This is a genomic window from Rossellomorea vietnamensis NBRC 101237 (genome assembly GCF_001591825.1).
Classification (GTDB): domain Bacteria; phylum Bacillota; class Bacilli; order Bacillales; family Bacillaceae_B; genus Rossellomorea; species Rossellomorea vietnamensis.
Genome location: NZ_BCVQ01000035.1, coordinates 1 through 19,553 on the forward strand (window position 1 = coordinate 1; position 19,553 = coordinate 19,553).

General features: G+C 42.4%; 21 protein-coding genes and 1 tRNA gene. 19 read left to right on the forward strand and 3 right to left on the reverse strand.

The genetic code is table 11. The features are described 5' to 3' along the window. The first annotated feature begins 86 nt into the window (after positions 1-86). The 5 genes from BVI01S_RS15855 to tsaD all read left to right on the forward strand — a co-directional run bounded on the left by BVI01S_RS15855 (position 87) and on the right by tsaD (position 2,953). A tRNA-Asp gene (locus tag BVI01S_RS15855) sits at positions 87-163 on the forward strand. Positions 164-330: 167 nt separating this feature from the next. After that, positions 331-786 (forward strand): tRNA (adenosine(37)-N6)-threonylcarbamoyltransferase complex ATPase subunit type 1 TsaE, encoded by a 456-nt coding sequence (gene tsaE, locus BVI01S_RS15860; RefSeq protein WP_034766040.1) that lies wholly within the window; start codon positions 331-333, stop codon positions 784-786. Next, the gene (tsaB, locus tag BVI01S_RS15865) at positions 783-1,481 is read left to right on the forward strand and encodes a tRNA (adenosine(37)-N6)-threonylcarbamoyltransferase complex dimerization subunit type 1 TsaB (RefSeq protein ID WP_034766046.1); all 699 of its coding nucleotides are present in this window, start codon (positions 783-785) and stop codon (positions 1,479-1,481) included. Before tsaE ends, tsaB begins: the two co-directional genes overlap by 4 nt. A 21-nt stretch (positions 1,482-1,502) precedes the next feature. Continuing rightward, entirely contained in the window at positions 1,503-1,940 is a 438-nt protein-coding gene (rimI, locus tag BVI01S_RS15870; protein ID WP_034766086.1) for a ribosomal protein S18-alanine N-acetyltransferase, read from the forward strand. Continuing rightward, positions 1,937-2,953 (forward strand): tRNA (adenosine(37)-N6)-threonylcarbamoyltransferase complex transferase subunit TsaD, encoded by a 1,017-nt coding sequence (tsaD, locus tag BVI01S_RS15875; RefSeq protein WP_034766087.1) that lies wholly within the window; start codon positions 1,937-1,939, stop codon positions 2,951-2,953. The genes rimI and tsaD overlap by 4 nt, the downstream gene beginning before the upstream one ends. A 351-nt stretch (positions 2,954-3,304) precedes the next feature. Here tsaD and BVI01S_RS15880 read toward each other — a convergent pair whose 3' ends face one another. Next, on the reverse strand, positions 3,305-5,245 hold the full coding sequence (locus BVI01S_RS15880; protein WP_034766050.1) for an ABC-F family ATP-binding cassette domain-containing protein: 1,941 nt from the start codon (positions 5,243-5,245) through the stop codon (positions 3,305-3,307). A gap of 190 nt (positions 5,246-5,435) precedes the next feature. On the opposite strand from BVI01S_RS15880, the gene BVI01S_RS15885 reads away from it, so the two are divergent. Genes BVI01S_RS15885 through tatC form a run of 3 tightly spaced genes read left to right on the forward strand, consistent with a single transcriptional unit; the run spans position 5,436 to position 7,121 of the window. After that, the gene (locus BVI01S_RS15885) at positions 5,436-6,113 is read left to right on the forward strand and encodes a redox-sensing transcriptional repressor Rex (protein WP_034766052.1); all 678 of its coding nucleotides are present in this window, start codon (positions 5,436-5,438) and stop codon (positions 6,111-6,113) included. Positions 6,114-6,167: 54 nt separating this feature from the next. Beyond that, positions 6,168-6,338 carry a twin-arginine translocase TatA/TatE family subunit gene (locus tag BVI01S_RS15890; RefSeq protein WP_034766054.1) on the forward strand — a complete coding sequence of 57 codons (171 nt, stop codon included), beginning with the start codon at positions 6,168-6,170 and terminating at the stop codon, positions 6,336-6,338. Between the two features lie 15 nt (positions 6,339-6,353). Continuing rightward, positions 6,354-7,121, forward strand: a complete 768-nt coding sequence (gene tatC / locus BVI01S_RS15895) for a twin-arginine translocase subunit TatC (RefSeq protein ID WP_061810879.1) — start codon at positions 6,354-6,356, stop codon at positions 7,119-7,121. Between the two features lie 15 nt (positions 7,122-7,136). Here the strand turns inward: tatC and BVI01S_RS15900 are convergent, their stop codons facing one another. Both BVI01S_RS15900 and BVI01S_RS15905 read right to left on the reverse strand, forming a co-directional pair. Beyond that, complete coding sequence (locus BVI01S_RS15900) at positions 7,137-7,346, reverse strand: YdiK family protein (protein ID WP_034766057.1); 210 nt, start codon at positions 7,344-7,346, stop codon at positions 7,137-7,139. Further along, complete coding sequence (locus tag BVI01S_RS15905) at positions 7,343-8,086, reverse strand: CPBP family intramembrane glutamic endopeptidase (protein ID WP_061810880.1); 744 nt, start codon at positions 8,084-8,086, stop codon at positions 7,343-7,345. The genes BVI01S_RS15900 and BVI01S_RS15905 overlap by 4 nt, the downstream gene beginning before the upstream one ends. Positions 8,087-8,375: 289 nt before the next feature. On the opposite strand from BVI01S_RS15905, the gene groES reads away from it, so the two are divergent. The 11 genes from groES to BVI01S_RS15955 all read left to right on the forward strand — a co-directional run bounded on the left by groES (position 8,376) and on the right by BVI01S_RS15955 (position 19,526). Continuing rightward, complete coding sequence (gene groES / locus BVI01S_RS15910) at positions 8,376-8,663, forward strand: co-chaperone GroES (RefSeq protein ID WP_034766060.1); 288 nt, start codon at positions 8,376-8,378, stop codon at positions 8,661-8,663. Positions 8,664-8,718: 55 nt separating this feature from the next. Continuing rightward, entirely contained in the window at positions 8,719-10,353 is a 1,635-nt protein-coding gene (gene groL / locus BVI01S_RS15915; RefSeq protein ID WP_034766062.1) for a chaperonin GroEL, read from the forward strand. A gap of 206 nt (positions 10,354-10,559) precedes the next feature. Beyond that, positions 10,560-10,712, forward strand: coding sequence for a hypothetical protein (locus tag BVI01S_RS22605; RefSeq protein ID WP_156030238.1), 153 nt, complete (start codon positions 10,560-10,562; stop codon positions 10,710-10,712). 64 nt (positions 10,713-10,776) lie between these two features. After that, the gene (locus BVI01S_RS15920; protein ID WP_061810881.1) at positions 10,777-11,964 is read left to right on the forward strand and encodes an alanyl-tRNA editing protein; all 1,188 of its coding nucleotides are present in this window, start codon (positions 10,777-10,779) and stop codon (positions 11,962-11,964) included. A 620-nt stretch (positions 11,965-12,584) separates the two neighbouring features. Beyond that, the gene (gene cpaB / locus BVI01S_RS15925; protein ID WP_061810882.1) at positions 12,585-13,373 is read left to right on the forward strand and encodes a flagella basal body P-ring formation protein FlgA; all 789 of its coding nucleotides are present in this window, start codon (positions 12,585-12,587) and stop codon (positions 13,371-13,373) included. Between the two features lie 28 nt (positions 13,374-13,401). Further along, positions 13,402-14,550, forward strand: coding sequence for a CpaE/TadZ family protein (locus BVI01S_RS15930; RefSeq protein ID WP_061810883.1), 1,149 nt, complete (start codon positions 13,402-13,404; stop codon positions 14,548-14,550). A gap of 26 nt (positions 14,551-14,576) precedes the next feature. Next, complete coding sequence (locus tag BVI01S_RS15935; protein ID WP_061810884.1) at positions 14,577-15,962, forward strand: TadA family conjugal transfer-associated ATPase; 1,386 nt, start codon at positions 14,577-14,579, stop codon at positions 15,960-15,962. After that, positions 15,931-16,863 carry a type II secretion system F family protein gene (locus tag BVI01S_RS15940; RefSeq protein WP_244886948.1) on the forward strand — a complete coding sequence of 311 codons (933 nt, stop codon included), beginning with the start codon at positions 15,931-15,933 and terminating at the stop codon, positions 16,861-16,863. The genes BVI01S_RS15935 and BVI01S_RS15940 overlap by 32 nt, the downstream gene beginning before the upstream one ends. A gap of 3 nt (positions 16,864-16,866) precedes the next feature. Next, the gene (locus tag BVI01S_RS15945) at positions 16,867-17,808 is read left to right on the forward strand and encodes a type II secretion system F family protein (protein ID WP_061810885.1); all 942 of its coding nucleotides are present in this window, start codon (positions 16,867-16,869) and stop codon (positions 17,806-17,808) included. 17 nt (positions 17,809-17,825) lie between these two features. Next, positions 17,826-18,044, forward strand: coding sequence for a hypothetical protein (locus BVI01S_RS15950; RefSeq protein WP_061810886.1), 219 nt, complete (start codon positions 17,826-17,828; stop codon positions 18,042-18,044). A gap of 99 nt (positions 18,045-18,143) precedes the next feature. Beyond that, positions 18,144-19,526: a VWA domain-containing protein gene (locus tag BVI01S_RS15955; RefSeq protein ID WP_061810887.1), complete on the forward strand. Its 1,383-nt coding sequence runs from the start codon at positions 18,144-18,146 to the stop codon at positions 19,524-19,526. Positions 19,527-19,553: the final 27 nt, after the last annotated feature.

Here is a 19,553-nt window from a genome sequence, read left to right on the forward strand (position 1 = left end):
TTTTTGATTTATTTATGAATTAGGATATTGATAATTCGCGATGAGTCACGTATGGATAGTTATTTTGACTTTCGTCAAAAAACTTTGGTCCGGTAGTTCAGTTGGTTAGAATGCCTGCCTGTCACGCAGGAGGTCGCGGGTTCGAGTCCCGTCCGGACCGCCATTTTTGTTCATTCAAACGAAACGTTGTTTCGTTTTTTTTATTGTCTATTTTCAGAACCTTTACTCTCATACCCCAAAAAGGGTAAACTACATATATACATTCTCCCTTAGGGTAACAAACAATCCTAAGGTTTTTTTATACTCTAAATGATGATTGAGGAGATTAACATGAATCAGTTTGAGATTATGACGAACAGTCCGGAGGAAACAGGCCAATTTGCAGAAAAGCTTGCAGGATTATTAAAGCCTGGTGCTGTGTTGACGCTGGAAGGTGATCTTGGGGCAGGGAAGACAACGTTTACGAAAGGACTTGCCAAGGGTCTTGGTGTCACTAAAACCGTGAACAGTCCTACTTTTACCATCATTAAAGAATATAAGGGGCGCCTGCCTCTTTATCATATGGATGTATACAGGCTGGACGATTCCTTTGAAGATTTGGGATTTGATGAATATTTTGAAGGAGAAGGTGTGACCGTCATTGAGTGGGCTCACTTAATAAAGGATCAGCTTCCAAAAGAATTATTAAGCTTGTCGATTTACCGGGAAGGCGACTCCAAGAGAAGGATTGTGTTGAAGCCGCATGGAAATCGTTATAGTGAATTGTGTAAGGAGATTGTTTTATGACGATATTATCGATAGATACCTCCAATTATCCGTTTGGGGTTGCCCTGATTGAAGTGGATAAAGTAATTGGGGAATACATCACGTATATGAAAAAGAACCACTCTGTGAGAGCCATGCCGGCTGTCGAACAGTTATTAAAAGACTGTGGGGTAGAGGCAAAGGAATTAACGAAGATTGTTGTTGCGAATGGTCCCGGTTCCTATACGGGCGTAAGAATCGGGGTCACATTGGCCAAGACTCTGGCATGGTCATTGAATATCCCTCTTGTCCCTGTATCGAGCCTTGCTACTTTGGCTTCATCCGGACGATATTTTCAAGGGTTTATCGTTCCGCTGTTTGATGCCAGAAGAGGGCAGGTATACACAGGACTCTATGAATTTGAGGGAGATCGATTAGTTTGTGTGGAAGAGGACCGCAACATCATGCTCGATGAATGGGCGACAAAGTTAAAAGAGTTAGATAAAGAGTTGTTATTTGTCGGGAATGATGTCTCCATCCATAAGGGTATGATTAAGGAAGTACTTGGAGATCAAGCGAGAATTGCACCATTTGTCAGTCATAATCCCCGCCCTTCTGAACTGGCTTATATTGGACTGGGTTTAAAAGAGATGACGGCACATGAAGTGCTTCCCAACTATATACGGATGGCGGAAGCAGAAGTGAAGTGGCTGGAGGCCCAAAATAAATCTGAATAGATGATAAAGGATCGTTACAAAATGGATATACGATTTATGACAGTCGATGATTTAAACGAGGTAATGGAAATTGAAAATCAATCTTTTAGCATTCCTTGGAGCCGGGACGCTTTCTTGAATGAAATTGAGCATAACCACCTGTCCACCTACCTCGTTGCAGAAGATGGAGAGAAGCTTGCGGGTTACTGCGGCGTGTGGCTGGTCGTGGATGAGGCCCATATCACAAATGTAGCCGTACTACCAGATTACCGGGGACGTGGTTTGGGGGAAGGTCTTATGCGCAAGATCATGGATATAGCGATTGAATTTGGCGCTCGCGTAATGACACTCGAAGTCAGGGTTTCAAACATGCCTGCGCAGCACTTATATCGTAAGCTCGGTTTCAAAGACGGCGGGATTCGTAAGAGGTACTACTCGGACAATCAAGAGGATGCTTTAGTAATGTGGGTGAATTTATGAAAAAAGATATAGTAGTATTGGGAATTGAAACAAGCTGTGATGAGACAGCTGTGGCGATTATACGTAATGGAACAGAGATTGTGACGAATATTGTTTCGTCTCAAATTGAAAGTCATAAGCGATTTGGTGGAGTGGTCCCTGAAATTGCATCGCGTCATCATGTGGAGCAGGTAACGTATGTACTGGAGGAAGCCCTTGATCAAGCAGGGATGACGATGGAGGATATAGATTGTGTCGCTGTGACGGAAGGACCAGGGTTGGTAGGAGCACTATTAATCGGTGTCAACGCGGCCAAGGCTCTCGCTTTTGCCCACGATAAACCGTTGGTGGGAGTCCATCACATTGCAGGGCATATCTATGCGAATCGCTTAGTGAAAGAGATGAGGTTCCCTCTCCTTTCCCTGGTTGTTTCCGGAGGACATACGGAGCTTGTACTCATGAAAGATCACGGGTCCTTTGAGGTCATCGGAGAAACACGCGATGATGCTGCCGGGGAAGCGTACGACAAGGTAGCGCGGACATTGGGCCTTCCATATCCAGGTGGTCCTCATATTGACAAGCTGGCACATGTTGGGGAAGCAAGTCTTGATCTGCCACGTGCATGGCTGGAAGAAGGATCCTATGATTTCAGCTTCAGTGGTTTGAAGTCAGCGGTCATCAACACGCTTCACAATGCCAAACAAAAGGGCATGACTATTCATCCAGAGGATTTGGCCGCGAGCTTTCAAGCAAGTGTCGTTGACGTGTTAGTAACGAAAACGGTTAAGGCTGTAAGGGAGTATGGAGTGGAGCAAGTCTTACTTGCTGGCGGAGTTGCGGCCAATAAAGGCTTGCGTGCTGCCCTTCAAGAAGCATTTGAAGGAATGGAAGCGGAATTGGTCATCCCTCCCCTATCCCTTTGTACAGATAATGCCGCTATGATTGCAGCAGCAGGAACGGTGTTATTCCAACAAGGAAAAAGGGGAAGCATGGATATGAACGCTCATCCAGGACTAGATATCGAGAATTTCTAAAAGGGAAAGCTTGAACGAAACATCGTTCAAGCTTTTTTTTACTGTTTGTTGATATCCTGTGAGTAATGCTTAGAATGGATCAGGGGGAAAGAGAAATTAAAGGAACGAACATACGTTTTATCAACAGGTTGTGGACAAATTGTTAATAACTACTCATTTAGTGTGTATACGTTGTGAAAAACATACGTAATTCATAACCTAAATAATGGTAACTACTGTGGATAACTTGGGTTGTTTTTGTGGATAGTGTGGAAAACTCTTGTGAATAACGTTTTATAAGTGTTTTGACTGTGGATAATAATGTGGAATAAGAAAGGATTGGGGAGTGATCGTTATCCCCAATCCTGTGGATTACTGCTCTTCTTGCAGAAGTTCTTCCAGTTCTGTCCACTCTTCCAGTAAAGAATCAAGCTCTTCTTTCGCTTTTGTGAGTGATTCATTAATCTCCTGTACTCTCTCGTGATCTTGAAAGATGTCAGGATCGCAGAGGAGGTCTTCTTTTTCCTGTATGTTTGTTTCAAGTACTTCCATGAGGCCTTCGATTTCTTCGACTCTGCGCTTTCGCTGACGTTCGAGCTTTTTCGCTTCTTTATCAATCTTGTGAGATCGTTTTTGAGTGGGCTCTTGTAATTGTTCACCCTGTTCTGTGCGTTCAAGAGCCGCCAATTCTTCCTGCTGCTGTAATTTTTCTACATAGTAATCGTAATCGCCAAGATACTCCGTCGAGCCTTTCTTGGATAGTTCAACGACCTTTGTGGCAATTCGGTTGATGAAATACCGGTCGTGTGACACAAAGAGGATGGTTCCGGGATAATCAATCAGGGCATTTTCCAACACTTCTTTGCTATCCAAGTCAAGATGGTTCGTCGGCTCATCCAGGATCAGGACGTTTCCTTTTTCCATCATCAGCTTGGAGAGGGCTAACCGTGCTTTTTCTCCACCGCTTAGGGTAGAAACGGGCTTTAGGACATCTTCCCCTGAAAAGAGGAAGTTACCGAGGACCGTCCGGATTTCTTTCTCCATCTTCATCGGGTATTCGTCCCACAGTTCATTTAATACGGTCTTGTTCGATGATAGTTCGGCTTGTTCCTGGTCATAGTAACTGATGGAAACATTGGATCCGAATTTAAATGTGCCGTCCAGTGGCTGAAGTTTATTCACCAATGTTTTTAAAAGCGTCGATTTCCCGATTCCGTTCGGTCCGACCAGGGCGATACTGTCCCCTTTTTTGACAGAGAAATCGATATGGGAGGAAATCGTCTCGTTTTTCCCGTAGCCAATGGTAAGGTCCTGGACGTGCAGGACGTCATTCCCGCTTGGCCGGTCAATTTGAAACGCGAAGCTGGCAGACTTCTCATCGCCGAGTGGTCGATCCATCCGATCCATGCGCTCCAGCTTCTTTCGCCGGCTCTGTGCCATTTTCGTGGTAGACGCCCTTGCGATATTCCGTTGGATGAAGTCTTCGAGCTTTGCGACTTCCTGCTGTTGACGCTCGAACATTTTGAGATCTTTCTCATAGTCTTCTGCTTTTTGTTCAAGATATCTGCTGTAGTTCCCGGGGTATTTCTTACTCCTGTTCCGGGAAATTTCATACACTTGATTGACGACACTGTCTAAAAAGTAGCGATCATGGGAAACGATCAGGACTGCTCCTTCATAGCTTTGAAGATACGTTTCAAGCCATGATAAAGTTTCAATATCCAAGTGGTTGGTCGGCTCATCCAGGATAAGGATGTCAGGCTTGGTCAGAAGAAGCTTACCAAGGGCAAGACGTGTTTTCTGACCACCGCTCAGTGTGGATATCTTGGTTTCGTAATCAAAATCGGCAAAGTTCAATCCGTGAAGGACGGAACGGATATCCGCTTCATACTGATAGCCGCCGGAGTCCTTGAAGAGAACCTGGAGTTGATCGTATTCCTTCAATACCCGTTGATAGACCTCCTCTTGTTCATATACCGAGGGATCGGCCATTTGCTGCTCCAATAATCGCAATTTTTTTTCCTGCTGTTTCAATTCCTCAAAGACAGTCAGCATCTCAGACCAGATGGAAAGATCCGATTCGAGACCCGTATTTTGGGCAAGATACCCGATGGAGACGCCTTTCGGCTTGGTGATCTCCCCGGAATCGTAGGAAAGGTGTCCTGCTATTATTTTTAGAAGAGTCGACTTCCCTGCACCATTACGGCCGACAAGGGCAACGCGATCTCTAGTCTGTATTTCAAGTTTAATATTTGATAGGATATTATCTGCACCGAAGTTTTTTGTTAATTGATTCACTTGTAAAAGAATCATGACGTTTCACCTCTATTTCATAGTGCTAGTGTACCGTATTTGAGAGGGGAACGGCAATAAAACACCTATTAATCTTCGTACACTTAGGATAAAATATAGTGTATGATGGGTAGGAGAGTTTATTAAATCTGTATGCTTTCTATTTTGGAAGCGGTATCAGAGGTTTTGAATAGATGTGGAGGAATACAATATGAACCAGGATACAACGAAAATTCCACAGGCAACGGCCAAGCGCCTTCCGCTATATTATCGATTTATCAAGAATCTGTACTCATCAGGTAAGCAGAGGGTTTCATCGAAGGAATTAAGTGAAGCGGTGAAAGTTGATTCTGCTACGATCCGCAGGGACTTTTCTTATTTTGGTGCATTGGGTAAAAAGGGATACGGTTATAATGTCAATTATCTGTTATCCTTCTTCCGTAAGACACTGGATCAGGATGCCCTTACGAAGGTTGTGCTGATCGGGGTGGGGAATCTCGGTACGGCGTTTCTTCATTATAATTTCATCAAGAATAATAATACGAAGATCGAAATGGCTTTTGAGGTGGATGAAAAGAAGGTCGGGACTCAAATCAGCGACGTACCCGTTTTTCATTTAGATGATTTAGAAGAGAAGCTTGTGGGGCATGATATTGAAGTAGCGATTCTGACGGTGCCGGCATCTTCTGCTCAGAATATCACAGACCGATTGGTTTCTTCGAATATAAAGGGGATACTGAATTTCACCCCTGCGAGATTGACGGTGCCCGACCATATCCGCGTCCATCATATCGACTTGGCGGTGGAGCTTCAGTCACTCGTATACTTCTTGAAGCATTACTCGGAGGATGACACGGAAATGTCACAAGATGGAATCATAACAGAATAGAAAATTCTTCATATTTGCGTTATGATAGAATGGTAAAAGAGGAGGTGTCTCATTATGCCAGGTCCAGGTAGCCTCGTATTAATAGCAGTCGTTGCTTTACTTATTTTTGGTCCTAAGAAACTTCCGGAATTAGGAAAAGCGGCAGGAAATACATTGCGTGAATTTAAAAATGCAACAAAAGGCTTAGCAGATGATGAAGACGAAAAAAATAATAGTGCTAAGTAGAGTAGGATGAACGCCATGAGTCAAAGAGACATGACAGTTTATGAACATATAGGAGAATTGCAAAAACGACTCATGTTTGTAGTCGTTTTCTTCTTGTTAGCAGTTGTTGTAAGCTTCTTTCTTGCAGAACCGCTGATCAGGTACTTGCAGCATGCCGATGAAGCGAAAGAATTAACCATGAACGCCTTTCGTATCACAGATCCTCTCAAGATCTATATGGAAATGATCATGTTCATTGCTTTGATCATGACATCCCCTATCATTCTCTTTCAAGTCTGGTCTTTTGTGAGCCCTGGTTTATATGAAAGAGAACGAAAAGTGACGCTGAGTTACATTCCAGTTTCCCTTATTCTTTTCTTAGGTGGATTGTCATTTTCTTATTTTATTTTGTTTCCATATATCGTGAAATTCATGATGGGTTTATCAACGAACCTAAATATAGAACAAGTGATAGGGATAAACGAATATTTTCATTTCTTATTCCAGATCACGATTCCTTTCGGTTTTCTTTTTCAGTTACCCGTAGCCATGCTTTTTCTTACACGGTTAGGAATCATCACGCCGATGATGATGGGGAAGATGAGGAAAGCTGCCTACTTTATCTTATTGGTCATCGCGGCCCTTATCACGCCTCCCGATATTGTGTCCCATCTAATGGTGACGGTACCGCTCTTCATACTATATGAAGTCAGCATCTGGATCTCCAAGATCGGATACAAAAAAGTGTTGGAAGCGGAGCAGAAGCTTGAAATGGAACAGTTTGAAGACAAAAATAAGGATTGATCATTTGATCAATCCTTATTTTTTGTGCTTTATTTGTTTTTTGATTTTGAAATGCAGCATGACCATCCGTAACCCGGAACCGAAGTCCAGGGTTGCAAGAAAGATCAGCATATACGTGAAAAATCCCCAACCTTCATCATTCTGTACATTTTGTACAGCAAAGTATGTGAAGAGCACACCGAGAAGGAGATAGATCACTCCCGAGAATAATGGTGATCTCCTCATAGAAATAATCCTCCAATAAATCCTTGTATTTTTTCAGCTTCATTCATCATTTTTTCGATATCGTCCTTATAGATAGATTGCATTAGAACGACCGTTGTATTCATGGCCACGTGAGCAAATATTGGCACAAGGATCCGTTTCGTTTTTACATAAAGAAAGGCAAAGGTGAATCCCATTGCTGAATACAGGATCACATGCTCCGGCTCGAAATGGGCAAGAGCGAAGATGACCGAACTGATGAGAGCGGCAAAGAAGAAATGCATCTTCTCATACAGAACGCCGAAAATGATCTTCCTGAATACAATCTCTTCCAGAATGGGTCCGATGATGGCCGCGACCAGCATGGATAATGGAACCTTCTCAATGATCCCGATGATCATTTGAGTGTTTTCAGAACCCATTTGAATTCCCAGCGCATATTCGACTTGTATCGCAACCGATTGAGCGATGAATGCCATGAAGATCCCGAGCACCGCCCAAACAATCGAACGGCCGGCGCCCATGGGAGCACTCCGTTCAAGCCGGGTGCTTGTTTCGCTTTTCCTTAAGATGCCTCCCACAATGAGAAGGGTCAGCGTAAAGCTGATGACAAGCCAATATCCGGGGACAAGGCCCCGTACCGTCTCATCGGGCTTACCGAGGACGTCGACACCGATCTTATATAAAAGGGGTACCCCGACAATGCTTGAAAGCTGCATGACGATATAGGCAATTAAAATAAATCCGAAATGTTTTTTCAACGTTTGATCTCCTTTAGCACCTGTAAGATAACGGTCATGTTACTCCTGTACAATTCTACTAAGAAATGCGGAACTGTTCAAATCTAAGGGTTTCTTTCATCCTGGAATATATGGCGAAAGAAGGGCATAGGATAGGAGGGTGTGAAAAAAAGAGAAATATGACGAAAAAAATTTTAGGCAGGACTCTTGCAAAATGAAAACGAATTAATTAATATAATAGTTGTGTTAGCACTCACAGTGAGCGAGTGCTAATAAATATCATTTACATAATTCAAGGAGGTTGTTTCACTTGTTAAAACCACTAGGTGATCGCGTCGTTATCGAGCTAGTTGAGTCAGAAGAAAAAACAGCAAGCGGTATTGTGCTACCGGATTCCGCAAAGGAAAAGCCACAAGAAGGTAAAGTGATGGCTGTAGGTACTGGTCGCATTCTTGACAACGGTGAGCGCGTTGCTCTTGAGGTAGCTGTCGGCGATCGGATCATTTTCTCTAAATACGCTGGTACAGAAGTGAAATACCAAGGCACAGAATACCTGATCCTTCGCGATAGCGATATTCTGGCTGTAGTTGGCGAATAATTTAAATTCCGTAATAGTAAACCATACATTATTTAAATAAGAGGAGGACTTTATAATGGCTAAAGATATTAAATTCAGCGAAGAAGCACGCCGTTCCATGCTTCGCGGTGTCGATCAATTAGCAAATGCAGTAAAAGTAACTCTTGGACCAAAAGGACGTAACGTGGTACTTGAGAAGAAATTCGGTTCACCACTTATCACAAATGACGGTGTAACCATTGCGAAAGAAATCGAACTTGAAGATGCATTCGAAAACATGGGTGCGAAACTGGTTGCTGAAGTAGCAAGCAAAACAAACGAAATTGCCGGTGACGGTACAACGACTGCAACGGTCCTTGCTCAAGCGATGATCCGTGAAGGTCTTAAAAACGTTACAGCTGGTGCTAACCCTGTTGGCGTTCGCAAAGGTATCGAAAAAGCGGTTCAAGCTGCTATCGAAGAATTAAAAGTGATCTCAAAGCCGATCGAAGGCAAAGATTCAATCGCTCAAGTTGCGGCCATCTCAGCAGCTGACGAAGAAGTCGGTCAACTGATTGCAGAAGCAATGGAGCGCGTTGGAAACGACGGCGTTATCACAATCGAAGAATCTAAAGGATTCACTACGGAACTTGACGTAGTAGAAGGAATGCAGTTCGACCGCGGATATGCATCTCCATACATGGTCACTGATTCAGATAAAATGGAAGCTGTCTTAGAAAATCCATACATCCTGATCACTGACAAGAAAATCGGTAACATCCAGGAAGTACTTCCTGTTCTTGAGCAAGTTGTACAACAAGGTAAACCACTATTAATGGTAGCTGAAGATGTTGAAGGTGAAGCTCTTGCAACACTTGTTGTGAACAAACTTCGCGGAACATTCAACGCTGTAGCCGTTAAAGCTCCTGGCTTCGGTGACCGTCGTAAAGCAATGCTTGAAGACTTAGCGGTGCTAACTGGTGGAGAAGTGATCACAGAAGATCTAGGCTTAGACCTTAAATCTGCCAACATCACTCAACTTGGCCGCGCGGCGAAAGTAGTCGTAACGAAAGAAAACACGACTGTCGTAGAAGGTTCTGGAGATCCAGAAAAAATCGCAGCTCGCGTAAACCAAATCCGTGCTCAATTAGAAGAGTCCACTTCTGAGTTCGATAAAGAAAAATTACAAGAGCGCCTTGCTAAGCTTGCAGGTGGAGTAGCAGTAGTTAAAGTTGGAGCTGCAACTGAAACTGAGCTTAAAGAACGTAAACTACGCATCGAAGACGCCCTGAACTCTACTCGTGCAGCAGTAGAAGAAGGTATCGTATCCGGTGGTGGTACAGCACTCGTGAACGTATACAACAAAGTAGCATCAATCGAAGCGGATGCCGATGTAGCAACTGGTATCAACATCGTGCTGCGTGCTCTTGAAGAGCCGATCCGTCAAATCGCTCACAACGCTGGACTCGAAGGTTCTATCATCGTAGAACGTCTGAAGAAGGAAGAAGTAGGTGTCGGATTCAACGCAGCTACTGGTGAGTGGGTCAACATGATTGAAAAAGGTATCGTAGATCCAACCAAAGTAACTCGTTCTGCGCTTCAAAACGCAGCGTCTGTTGCAGCAATGTTCCTAACTACTGAAGCAGTAGTAGCGGACATTCCTGAAGAAGGCGGCGGCATGCCGGATATGAGCGGCATGGGCGGCATGGGTGGAATGGGCGGCATGATGTAATCATCATCCCTCATCCTTGGAGCTATCCAGATAAAAGTGGTCATTCCTTATGGAGTGACCACTTTTTTTTACGTCCTAAGAGAGTTAAAGAGTTTACAAAATCACCATATAGGTAAAAAGTATGATAATACAACATTCGTATTGTTACGAATTACGAATGCTCCAAATGACTTCTACTTTCTAACTAAAGTAAAGCAGGTGATAACATGGACTATACAACGATGGATCTCAGGACGCTGGTAGAACGGGTCATTGAAGGGGACGAGCGGGCAAAAGAAGAATTTGAAAGACGATGGGAGATTCCATGGGACCAAGTTGGGACTGTACCGATATCGATCGAGAAGAAGCCAAGGGACTGACGTGGTTCCATCCATCCTTCTTATGATAAAGTATGTGTAGAACAGTTCAGAAAGAGGGTTACCGATGACAGTTAAACAATACTATCAAAATGCCTATATGAGAGAATTCCACACATCTATTCAGGAGCAGAAGCAGGATGAGTCAGGCTGGTACGTCGTATTAGAAGAGACGGCTTTCTACCCGACAGGCGGCGGCCAGCCCTACGATACAGGAACGCTTAAGGATAAGAGAATTATCAATGTTGAAGAGGTGAACGGAGAGATCCGTCATTACATAGAAGAACCGTTTGAGGATATTTCAGAAGTTGTCGAAGGACAGATCGATTGGCAACGCCGATTCGATCATATGCAGCAGCACGCCGGTCAGCATATCCTGTCTGCCGCATTTGCAGAAGCACTCCAATATGAGACGATCAGCTTTCATCTCGGAAAAGAGTTCCTCACCATCGACATAAACGTCAGTGACATCAGCAACTCAGATGCTTCGAAAGCAGAGGAACTGGCCAACCGGATCATAAGGGAAGCTCGTCCGATCGAGACGAAGTGGGTGAAGGAAGCGGACCTGTCCGACTATCCGCTACGAAAGCAACCTTCCGTCACAGGTGAGATCCGTCTTGTCATCATCCCGGACTTCGACTATAACGGTTGCGGCGGAACCCACCCACGTTCCACGAGCGAAGTCGGAGCCATCAAGATCCTTGATTGGGAAAAACACAAGGGCCATATCCGCCTGCAGTTTATCTGTGGTGACAGGGTCCTCCATCAACTGCACCGGAAGCACGGCCTCCTGAAAGAGCTTACAAGTGTCCTGCAGGTACCGGAAGAGACTATGGTATCCACGGCGGTGCAACTGATTTCCAAACAGAAAGAACAGGAGAAAGCACTGGAAGGATTGAAAGAGGTTCTGCTTACATATGAAGCAGAAGGGTTAATTGGAGTCCAGAATGATGACTATACTCTTATCCAAAAAGCTTATAATGACAGGCCGATCCAGGAACTTCAGAAGATTGCACAGTACATCATTTCTAAGAGAGAAGATGCGATTGTGATGCTGGTGGTGCAGAATGATCAAAAGCTTCAGCTTGTAACGGCTAAGGGACCGCTCCCGACGATTAACTTAAGAGAAGTCGGACAAAAAGTATTCCCACTCATAAATGGAAAAGGCGGCGGGAAAGAGTCGTTTGTTCAAGGTGGGGGAGAGGCTGTTATGAGTAAGGAAGAATTGCTTGGAAAGCTGGTGAACGAACTATAAGAATATGAAAAAGCCATCCGGCGAGGCCGGGTGGCTTTTTAAATTAAAGGATGTAATAATCAACATTTGGAAAATTTGCTCAACATAATGTTTCCTTGATTCATTCACACTTCATTCACAAATGATTCCAATTACCTATCAATTTTAATACTTGTAATAAAACACCTAATAATTACCACTATAAATTTCAAAACCTCTGTTGAAAAACCTGAAGTGAATCTTTAGTAGTTATACAAAATACCTATTTTTACCTTTGGGAAAATTTATAAAATAGTCCAATAATAACAGACAAATTTCGACAAAGACTTTGTCGGATTGACGTTCCCGGTTACCAATGATAATTATAATATAGAAAAAAAGTATTAGGATTTTACATTTAAAAGTTTTTAAACATGAGATTCGTGGTAAATAAGGATAGAATTTATTCCATTTTCTTCAAAACTCATACTAAGGGATCATTTTGGGGGAATGTGACATTGTTTTGTCTTTTGGTTCGTAGATACAACTAGAAGTGGAGGGACGTTTTTTCTTAAACTGATAAACCAAATAGAAATCAAAGACATCAGCTTTGGATGGTTAAAAAAATGCCATCTGTCGAGTGAAAGGAAGGAACGCAAAGGATGCTTGAGTCAAAGAGAAAAGCGATTATTTTTATAGTTTTATCCGTGTTATTAGCCGTTACGGCGGGATTTCTTGTTCTTAAGAAAGTACAAGCATTGAATACAAACTTGGGAACAAGCGTCAAGATCTATGTAGCGAGCAAAGAGATTTCATCACGCTCTCTCATTACGCCAGAGAATGTGATGACCGATGAAATCCCAAAAAAGTTCTTAAAAAGCTACCATATTACAAATGTAGATGACCTAGTGAATAAAGTCTCTGTCGTCCCCTTATCTGAAGGAGATGTCATCACAAAGAATATCCTGAAGGAAGCTTCCTCTGTTGTGGATGAAAATAATCGACTGATCACACTAATGCAAAATGAGCGGGTTTTCTTTGATGAACCATTGGAAGCACTGGATCGGGTGGATATCATTGTTTCTCATCGTTTTAATGGGAAAGAAGAGACGACCATATTCATGAAAGACGTGAAGGTTGCAAGGACGGCAAAGAAGGATAATAAATTCAAAGGTGTACAATTGGAAGTGTCTATCGACAAGGCACCTGAATTGATTCATATGCAGAATTACGCAGACAGCTTAAGGGTTATTAAAGCAAATGTCGGTAAGCAAAAAGCAAATGAAAATGCTGCAGAAACAGAAAAGGAAAATCCTCCTGCTGAAGCGAAACCGGCAGAACAAAAGAAACCAGCAGAAGATCCTAAAAAAGAAGAGAACCCAAAAGAAGAACAAAAACCTAAAGAAGAGCAGAAACCTTCAAAGCCTGAAGAGAAACCTAAACAACAATAGTGAGTGATATAGATAACGGAGGGACCTTATGAGTAAGGAATATCAGATCTTCCTCATTGGAGAAGAGAATGAGTTAAGTCAACATTTAATAGAAGGCTTGAATACCACTTATGAAGTGATTCAGATTCCTGAAGATTCCTGGGCTACAGAATTAAGAAAATATGAGCCTGGTGTAGTGATCTTTTATACAGGAGAAAACAGTACAACGGAATCTATGATTAAAGAACTCTATCGGGATTTTCCTAACGCCTCGGCTCTATATGTACATACTAAACAAGATTTTGAGCTACTTAGAGAAATGACAAGAGCAGGCGCTGAGGATTTCATCATTTTACCCGACGAAGAGAAATCACTCGGAGAACGGGTCAGCCATATTTTACAACAGTACCAATCACGATCCGAAACGGCTGTTTCTTCAGGGACCTATAAGCGGGGAAAGGGCCAGATCTTTTCTTTTTACAGCGGAAAGGGCGGAGTGGGAAAAACACTCTTAAGCACCGCCTTTGCTCAAACCCTAAAGCTTGAATCGACTGCACAGGTCATTCACATAGACTTTAATTTGCAGTACGGCGGTTCGGAAACGTACCTGGGAATTGAAAGTAATCGATCGCTGATTGATTTGCAGCCGGTTATCAATGAATTGAACGAACATCACATTAAGAATATTTCTGAAAGTGAGCCATTTTCAAAACTCGAAGTGTTAGTCAGCCCCAGGGATGCAGAAATGGCAGAAAAGATAGATGAAGATTTTGTTATCAGGTTATTGAGAGCCTGCAAACGATGTTATGACTTTATCATCATAGACCTACCTTCAAGCCTTGATGTGAAAACTTACACGGCACTAGAGGAAGCAGATCGAATCTATTACGTCATGACCCTGGATACCCCAGCGATTCGAGTTCTGAAACATGTAGAGGATCTTTTAAAGCGACTCGGACCTCAAACTTTGGAGAACATGGAGCTGATAGTGAATCTTGCAGGCAGGGAAAATGAGTTGACGAAAAAGGATCTGGAGCGATTTGTGGACCTTCCTGTTTCTGCTGAAATCAGGCGTGATATTAAAGGAGTCCAGGCCGCCATTAACCAGGGACAGCCATTACGAAAAGAAATCAAAGAGAAGAAATTAGTAGCACCTGCTAAGGATATTCAGAAGTGGGTTACTTCTATGTTGAAATAAACATTTGAACAGAGGGAGGTGGAACGATGTCACTCTTTCAACGAAACCCCGAAAGAAAAGCGGATAAGAAGTATGAATATGAAGAGAAGGTACCATCAAGCTCATCCAATCCTTATATAGATGAGCTGATTGAACACTATAAAGCAAGATTATTGACTGAAACCAATTTAGATGAATTGACGAGTTTACGAGATGGTGAGAGAAGGCTGTCGATTGAAAGGCTCATTAATCAATTCATGGCGGAAGAAAAGGTTGTTATTCCAAGTCATGAAAAAGAATCGATGCTCTCCCGCTTAATCGATGAAAGTGTAGGATTCGGTCCACTGGAAGCATTGCTAAAGGACGAAACCATCACCGAAATCCTGGTGAATGGCCCATCAGAGGTATTTATAGAAAAAAATGGCCAACTACAGAAGTCGAACATCACATTTAAAGACGAAGAGCATGTACGACACATTATTGACCGTGTTGTTGCTCCACTCGGAAGACGAATTGATGAAAGCTCTCCAATGGTCGATGCCCGCTTACCGGATGGAAGCCGTGTAAATGCCGTCATTCCACCGATTAGTTTGAATGGGACTCTTATCTCTATCCGGAAATTCAAGAAAACGCCATTTGAAATGGAAGACCTCATGAACTACAACACCTTTACGAATGAGATGGCATTCTTCCTTGAGGCAATTGTCCAGGCAAAAATGAATATCCTTGTCTCCGGAGGAACCGGGAGCGGGAAGACAACCCTATTAAACGCCATGGCCAAGTCCATTCCTTTAAAGGAACGCGTGATAACCATAGAGGATTCTGCTGAGTTACGCTTGAATCGGTCTAGTGTGGTCGGTATGGAAGCAAGACCTTCAAACGTTGAGGGTTCAGGAGAGGTCACAATCCGTCAATTAGTGAAGAATGCCCTCCGTATGCGTCCCGACCGAATCATTGTAGGAGAGGTCAGGGGTTCAGAGGCATTCGATATGTTACAAGCGATGAATACTGGTCATGAAGGATCGATTACGACCGTCCACGCCAACTCCCCTTCAGATGCGATCAGCCGTGTAGAAGGAATGGTCGTAATGGCCGGGATGGATCTCCCAACCCATATCATCCGGGAATACATTGTGGGAGCACTCGATTTCATCGTACAAGCGGAAAGATTATCTGATGGATCAAGGAAAATCATGAACATCTCAGAAGTATATGTAAATGATCATAATAAAATCGAAGTACAGGATATTTTCATATTTGAAAGAACCGGAATTGGTAAAAATGGTGAAGTCGTAGGAGAATTCGTCCCAACAGGTATTCGCCCGAGATGCTTGAACCGTCTGAAGATCCATGGTGTTGAAATTGATGACAGCCTGTTTGAGCCGAAGGAGGGAGTAACCCATGCCGCTAATGACGGTATCTATTCTTTATAGTTTAGCTGTCCTCTTCCTGCTCTGGGGACTATACTTCCTTCTGGGCTACCGGAATCAGAAGAAAGAATGGAAGCAGAAGGTCAGTACGTGGTACCCGGAGCAAAAGCGAAAGAGCTCCATCAGTGTGGTAGGAGATAAGTTTGATCAATCTGAGACGGCAAAGCCGTTGGCGCTAAAGCTGCAAAGCTCAAATATCGCCCTCCTCCCATCTGAATATTTAGGGGTTCATATATTAGGTGCCTTAGTGCTCCTAGTCCTGTTATTCAATATTTTTAAATTGCCTTTGAATCTAGTTTTCATACTGATTCCTGGAATTCTTCTCGCTTCCCACTTTCTATTATTCTACTTAAGAAAGAATAAGTATGAAGAACGTTTCAACAGTCAGCTTGCCGACATCTGCCGATTACTCGGTAACGGTGCCAGGTCGGGACTCACAATCAATCAAGGAATTGAAATGGTGGCGCGTGAGGTAAGTGCTCCAGCGGGAGAAGAGTTTAAGAGGCTAGCGAATGAACTCAAACTCGGAGTACCTCTTGAAGTGGCATTAAGGTCCATCCAGCAGCGAAATAAATCCAGGGAGTTTCAACTGTTCATCGCGACCATCCTCATTCAGAAGAAAACGGGAGGAAACTTGGCGACAACACTGGACTCTATGTCCAACACCCTGGAAGACCGTAAAGTGTTGAATCAAACCATAAAAACGATGACCTCCGAACAACGGTATATTTCCATCCTTGTTCCAGCCATGCCGATCTTTATCGTGTTGATGATGAACAATATCATTGAAGGATTTACCGATTCTTTGAGAACAGTTCCGGGCATGATCATCCTGGTCCTCTTTCTTTCAGGAATCGTACTCTCTTTCTTCCTAATCAGAAAAATAACGAATATCAAGGTGTAGCCTATGGATGCCATAATTATTTTATCAATCATTGTTTTCTGGATCACGTTTGTCATAGCGATACGCCATTATTCAGTCTACCTGAAAGAAAAGCGTATGTTACTTGAACATATATCAGATATGACGGAAGTAAGTGCTTTTGAAAAGAAGTCAAAAAAGAAAAACAAAACCAGCATGGTTCAAAAGTTAACCAAATATGCAGATGAATTCTCAGATCTTGGACAACGAATCAATTTCTTCAGTGAAAATCACGATGTCAAAGACTGGCTGCGAAAATCCGGTAATAGATACGGATTAACCGTTGAAAGATTTCAGGGAATGAAAATTGTTTTACTATTAATCGGGTTTATTTCAGGGGTCCTATCCCTAGTGATCGGTCTACCATTCTCTCAATATGCATTGATTCTCAATCCGGTGATTGGCTATTTCCTGCCGATCGTCCTGGTGAGAAATCAGGCAAAAAAGCGACAAGAAGCATTGAGGCATGATTTACCCGATTTTTTAGATACCATCAGCACCAGCCTGCAGGCAGGTGTCAGCTTAGACCAAGCTTTAAGGGAGGTGATACGGTTCTTTGACGGTCCTCTCAGGGAAGAGTTCTCACGATTCAATCATGAAATCGACCTGGGGGTACAAAGAGAAACCGCCTATCGCAATTTACTGGAAAGAAACGATAACCCTGAATTCCAAAGTCTCATCAAGGCACTGATGCAGGGATTGAAGCTCGGTGTCCCAATCGCCACGACATTCAAAGTCCAAGCGGAAGACATGAGACAGTTCAGAGAAGAACAAGTAAAAGAACTCGCAGCAAAAGCTTCCCCGAAAGTAACACTCGTCACCACATTCGTAGTGGCGCCGGTATCCATACTTATGATTGCCGGGCTGATGTTACTGAATTTAATATACGGGGAGAACAGCATCATTAAACTATTTAATAACTTTTAAAATGGAGGAAATTAATCATGAAAAAACTAACAGAACTTTACACAAAATGCTCATTTAAATTGGATGGAATGATCCGCAACGAAAGAGGATCTCAAACGTTGGAGTGGATTGGGATTGCAGCAGTCATTGTTATTTTGGTTGGGGTTATTTCACAGGCGTTTGCGGATGACACAAAGATTGGGAACGCTGTAGTTGAAAAAATTGAAGGGATGATTGATTCAATAGGAGGGAATTAATTCCTCTTCAATTGGAATGGGGAAATAAGGTTAACCACCAAGCATAAGAATTTCAATGAATATCCAAAAAAATAGTGATTTTCATCAAGGGGGATATGCATGAGAAAGCACCTCTTTATTCTGCTCGCGTTAGCAGTTGTATTATCAGGGTGTAATAGCGAGAAGCAGAATGAGAAACCTTCCAGCCAAAGTAAAGTAGAGCAAAAGGATAACAAGGAAAAAAAGACATCGAAGAAAGAGAATAACGAAGAAGAGGCTGAAAGTTTTTACAGTAGTATACCTGAAATACCTAATTCTGCAACAGAAATAATTAGCCAAGTACCAGGAAAATTTGTTGGAGAACCCATTAGGAGTGAAGAATTTGAACCTACCTTGTTTAAAGAGGTAAAAAGTGCTCCGTCACTAAGTGAGGATCCGAGTGAGGAAGAGTACGATCAATATTTTAAGTATCTATATTCTTTAGCTGCGGTTGATTTCCCTGACCCTCAAGACCTTGTGAAAAAGTGGGAATACAGCATGTCAGGTACACCCAATACTACCGATGAAAGATACCAATTTAAAGACAATTACAATATTGAAATAATATTGGATTCAAGTGGGAGCATGAAGAATGATGTGGAAGGTAAAACTCAAATGGACCTTGCAAAACAAGCCATTAAGGACTTCCTGTCAACCGTTCCAGAAGAAGCCAATGTATCCCTAAGGGTCTATGGCCATAAAGGATCTGGCTCGGATCAAGACAAAAAAATGAGCTGCTCCAGTGTGGAACAAGTATATGGTTTTGATAAGTATAATAAAGAGCAATTTGATAAAGCATTAAACAGTTTTGAGCCGAGTGGCTGGACTCCTATTGAAGGGGCATTAAAAGCATCCAAAGAATCTTTCAGTAAATATGATTCAAAGGATAATACGAATCTTATTTATCTTGTTAGTGATGGGATCGAGACTTGTGACGGAAATCCTGTTGAATTTGCTAAAACCTTTGCGGACTCTAATATTAAACCAATTGTCAATGTCATCGGATTTAATGTGGATGGCGCTGCCCAAAAGCAGTTGAAATCTCTTGCTGATAACACAAACGGTATTTATACAACAGTGACTAATGCTAAGCAATTAGAAGAAGAATTTGATCGTGCAAAGGATGTTTTAGAGAGTTGGGAAGATTGGAAAGATGATTCACTCAATGATGCTGATGCCAAAAAAGTAGATGCAAACTTTGACATCCTAAGCTATACAAATGATTATTCATTAATGGCAGACATCCAAAATAATAATTTATACGGGATTATTGCTGATCTTTCTTTAGAAGGTGTGATTACTAATGAACAAAAGAAAGAACTTATGGAAAGAAAAAATAAGGCAAAAGAATTAGTTGATGAGTCCGAAAAGAAAATAAAAGAAGATCTTGAAATGAGCAGAGATGAAAATATTGATGATTTGAAAAAAGAAATCAACGAAAAATACAACACGAATACCAATTAGAAATCATACATCGATGAGTAAAGCATA

Coding starts and splice junctions, on each gene's coding strand:
- tsaE (WP_034766040.1), top strand. CDS start 331: ATGAATCAGTTTGAGATTATGACGAACAGTCCGGAGGAAACAGGCCAA.
- BVI01S_RS15935 (WP_061810884.1), top strand. CDS start 14,577: ATGTCACTCTTTCAACGAAACCCCGAAAGAAAAGCGGATAAGAAGTAT.
- BVI01S_RS15885 (WP_034766052.1), top strand. CDS start 5,436: ATGAACCAGGATACAACGAAAATTCCACAGGCAACGGCCAAGCGCCTT.
- cpaB (WP_061810882.1), top strand. CDS start 12,585: ATGCTTGAGTCAAAGAGAAAAGCGATTATTTTTATAGTTTTATCCGTG.
- BVI01S_RS15945 (WP_061810885.1), top strand. CDS start 16,867: ATGGATGCCATAATTATTTTATCAATCATTGTTTTCTGGATCACGTTT.
- BVI01S_RS15950 (WP_061810886.1), top strand. CDS start 17,826: ATGAAAAAACTAACAGAACTTTACACAAAATGCTCATTTAAATTGGAT.
- tsaB (WP_034766046.1), top strand. CDS start 783: ATGACGATATTATCGATAGATACCTCCAATTATCCGTTTGGGGTTGCC.
- rimI (WP_034766086.1), top strand. CDS start 1,503: ATGGATATACGATTTATGACAGTCGATGATTTAAACGAGGTAATGGAA.
- tatC (WP_061810879.1), top strand. CDS start 6,354: ATGAGTCAAAGAGACATGACAGTTTATGAACATATAGGAGAATTGCAA.
- BVI01S_RS15920 (WP_061810881.1), top strand. CDS start 10,777: ATGACAGTTAAACAATACTATCAAAATGCCTATATGAGAGAATTCCAC.
- groL (WP_034766062.1), top strand. CDS start 8,719: ATGGCTAAAGATATTAAATTCAGCGAAGAAGCACGCCGTTCCATGCTT.
- BVI01S_RS15955 (WP_061810887.1), top strand. CDS start 18,144: ATGAGAAAGCACCTCTTTATTCTGCTCGCGTTAGCAGTTGTATTATCA.
- BVI01S_RS22605 (WP_156030238.1), top strand. CDS start 10,560: ATGGACTATACAACGATGGATCTCAGGACGCTGGTAGAACGGGTCATT.
- BVI01S_RS15900 (WP_034766057.1), bottom strand. CDS start 7,346: ATGAGGAGATCACCATTATTCTCGGGAGTGATCTATCTCCTTCTCGGT.
- BVI01S_RS15890 (WP_034766054.1), top strand. CDS start 6,168: ATGCCAGGTCCAGGTAGCCTCGTATTAATAGCAGTCGTTGCTTTACTT.
- BVI01S_RS15880 (WP_034766050.1), bottom strand. CDS start 5,245: ATGATTCTTTTACAAGTGAATCAATTAACAAAAAACTTCGGTGCAGAT.
- BVI01S_RS15940 (WP_244886948.1), top strand. CDS start 15,931: ATGCCGCTAATGACGGTATCTATTCTTTATAGTTTAGCTGTCCTCTTC.
- BVI01S_RS15930 (WP_061810883.1), top strand. CDS start 13,402: ATGAGTAAGGAATATCAGATCTTCCTCATTGGAGAAGAGAATGAGTTA.
- tsaD (WP_034766087.1), top strand. CDS start 1,937: ATGAAAAAAGATATAGTAGTATTGGGAATTGAAACAAGCTGTGATGAG.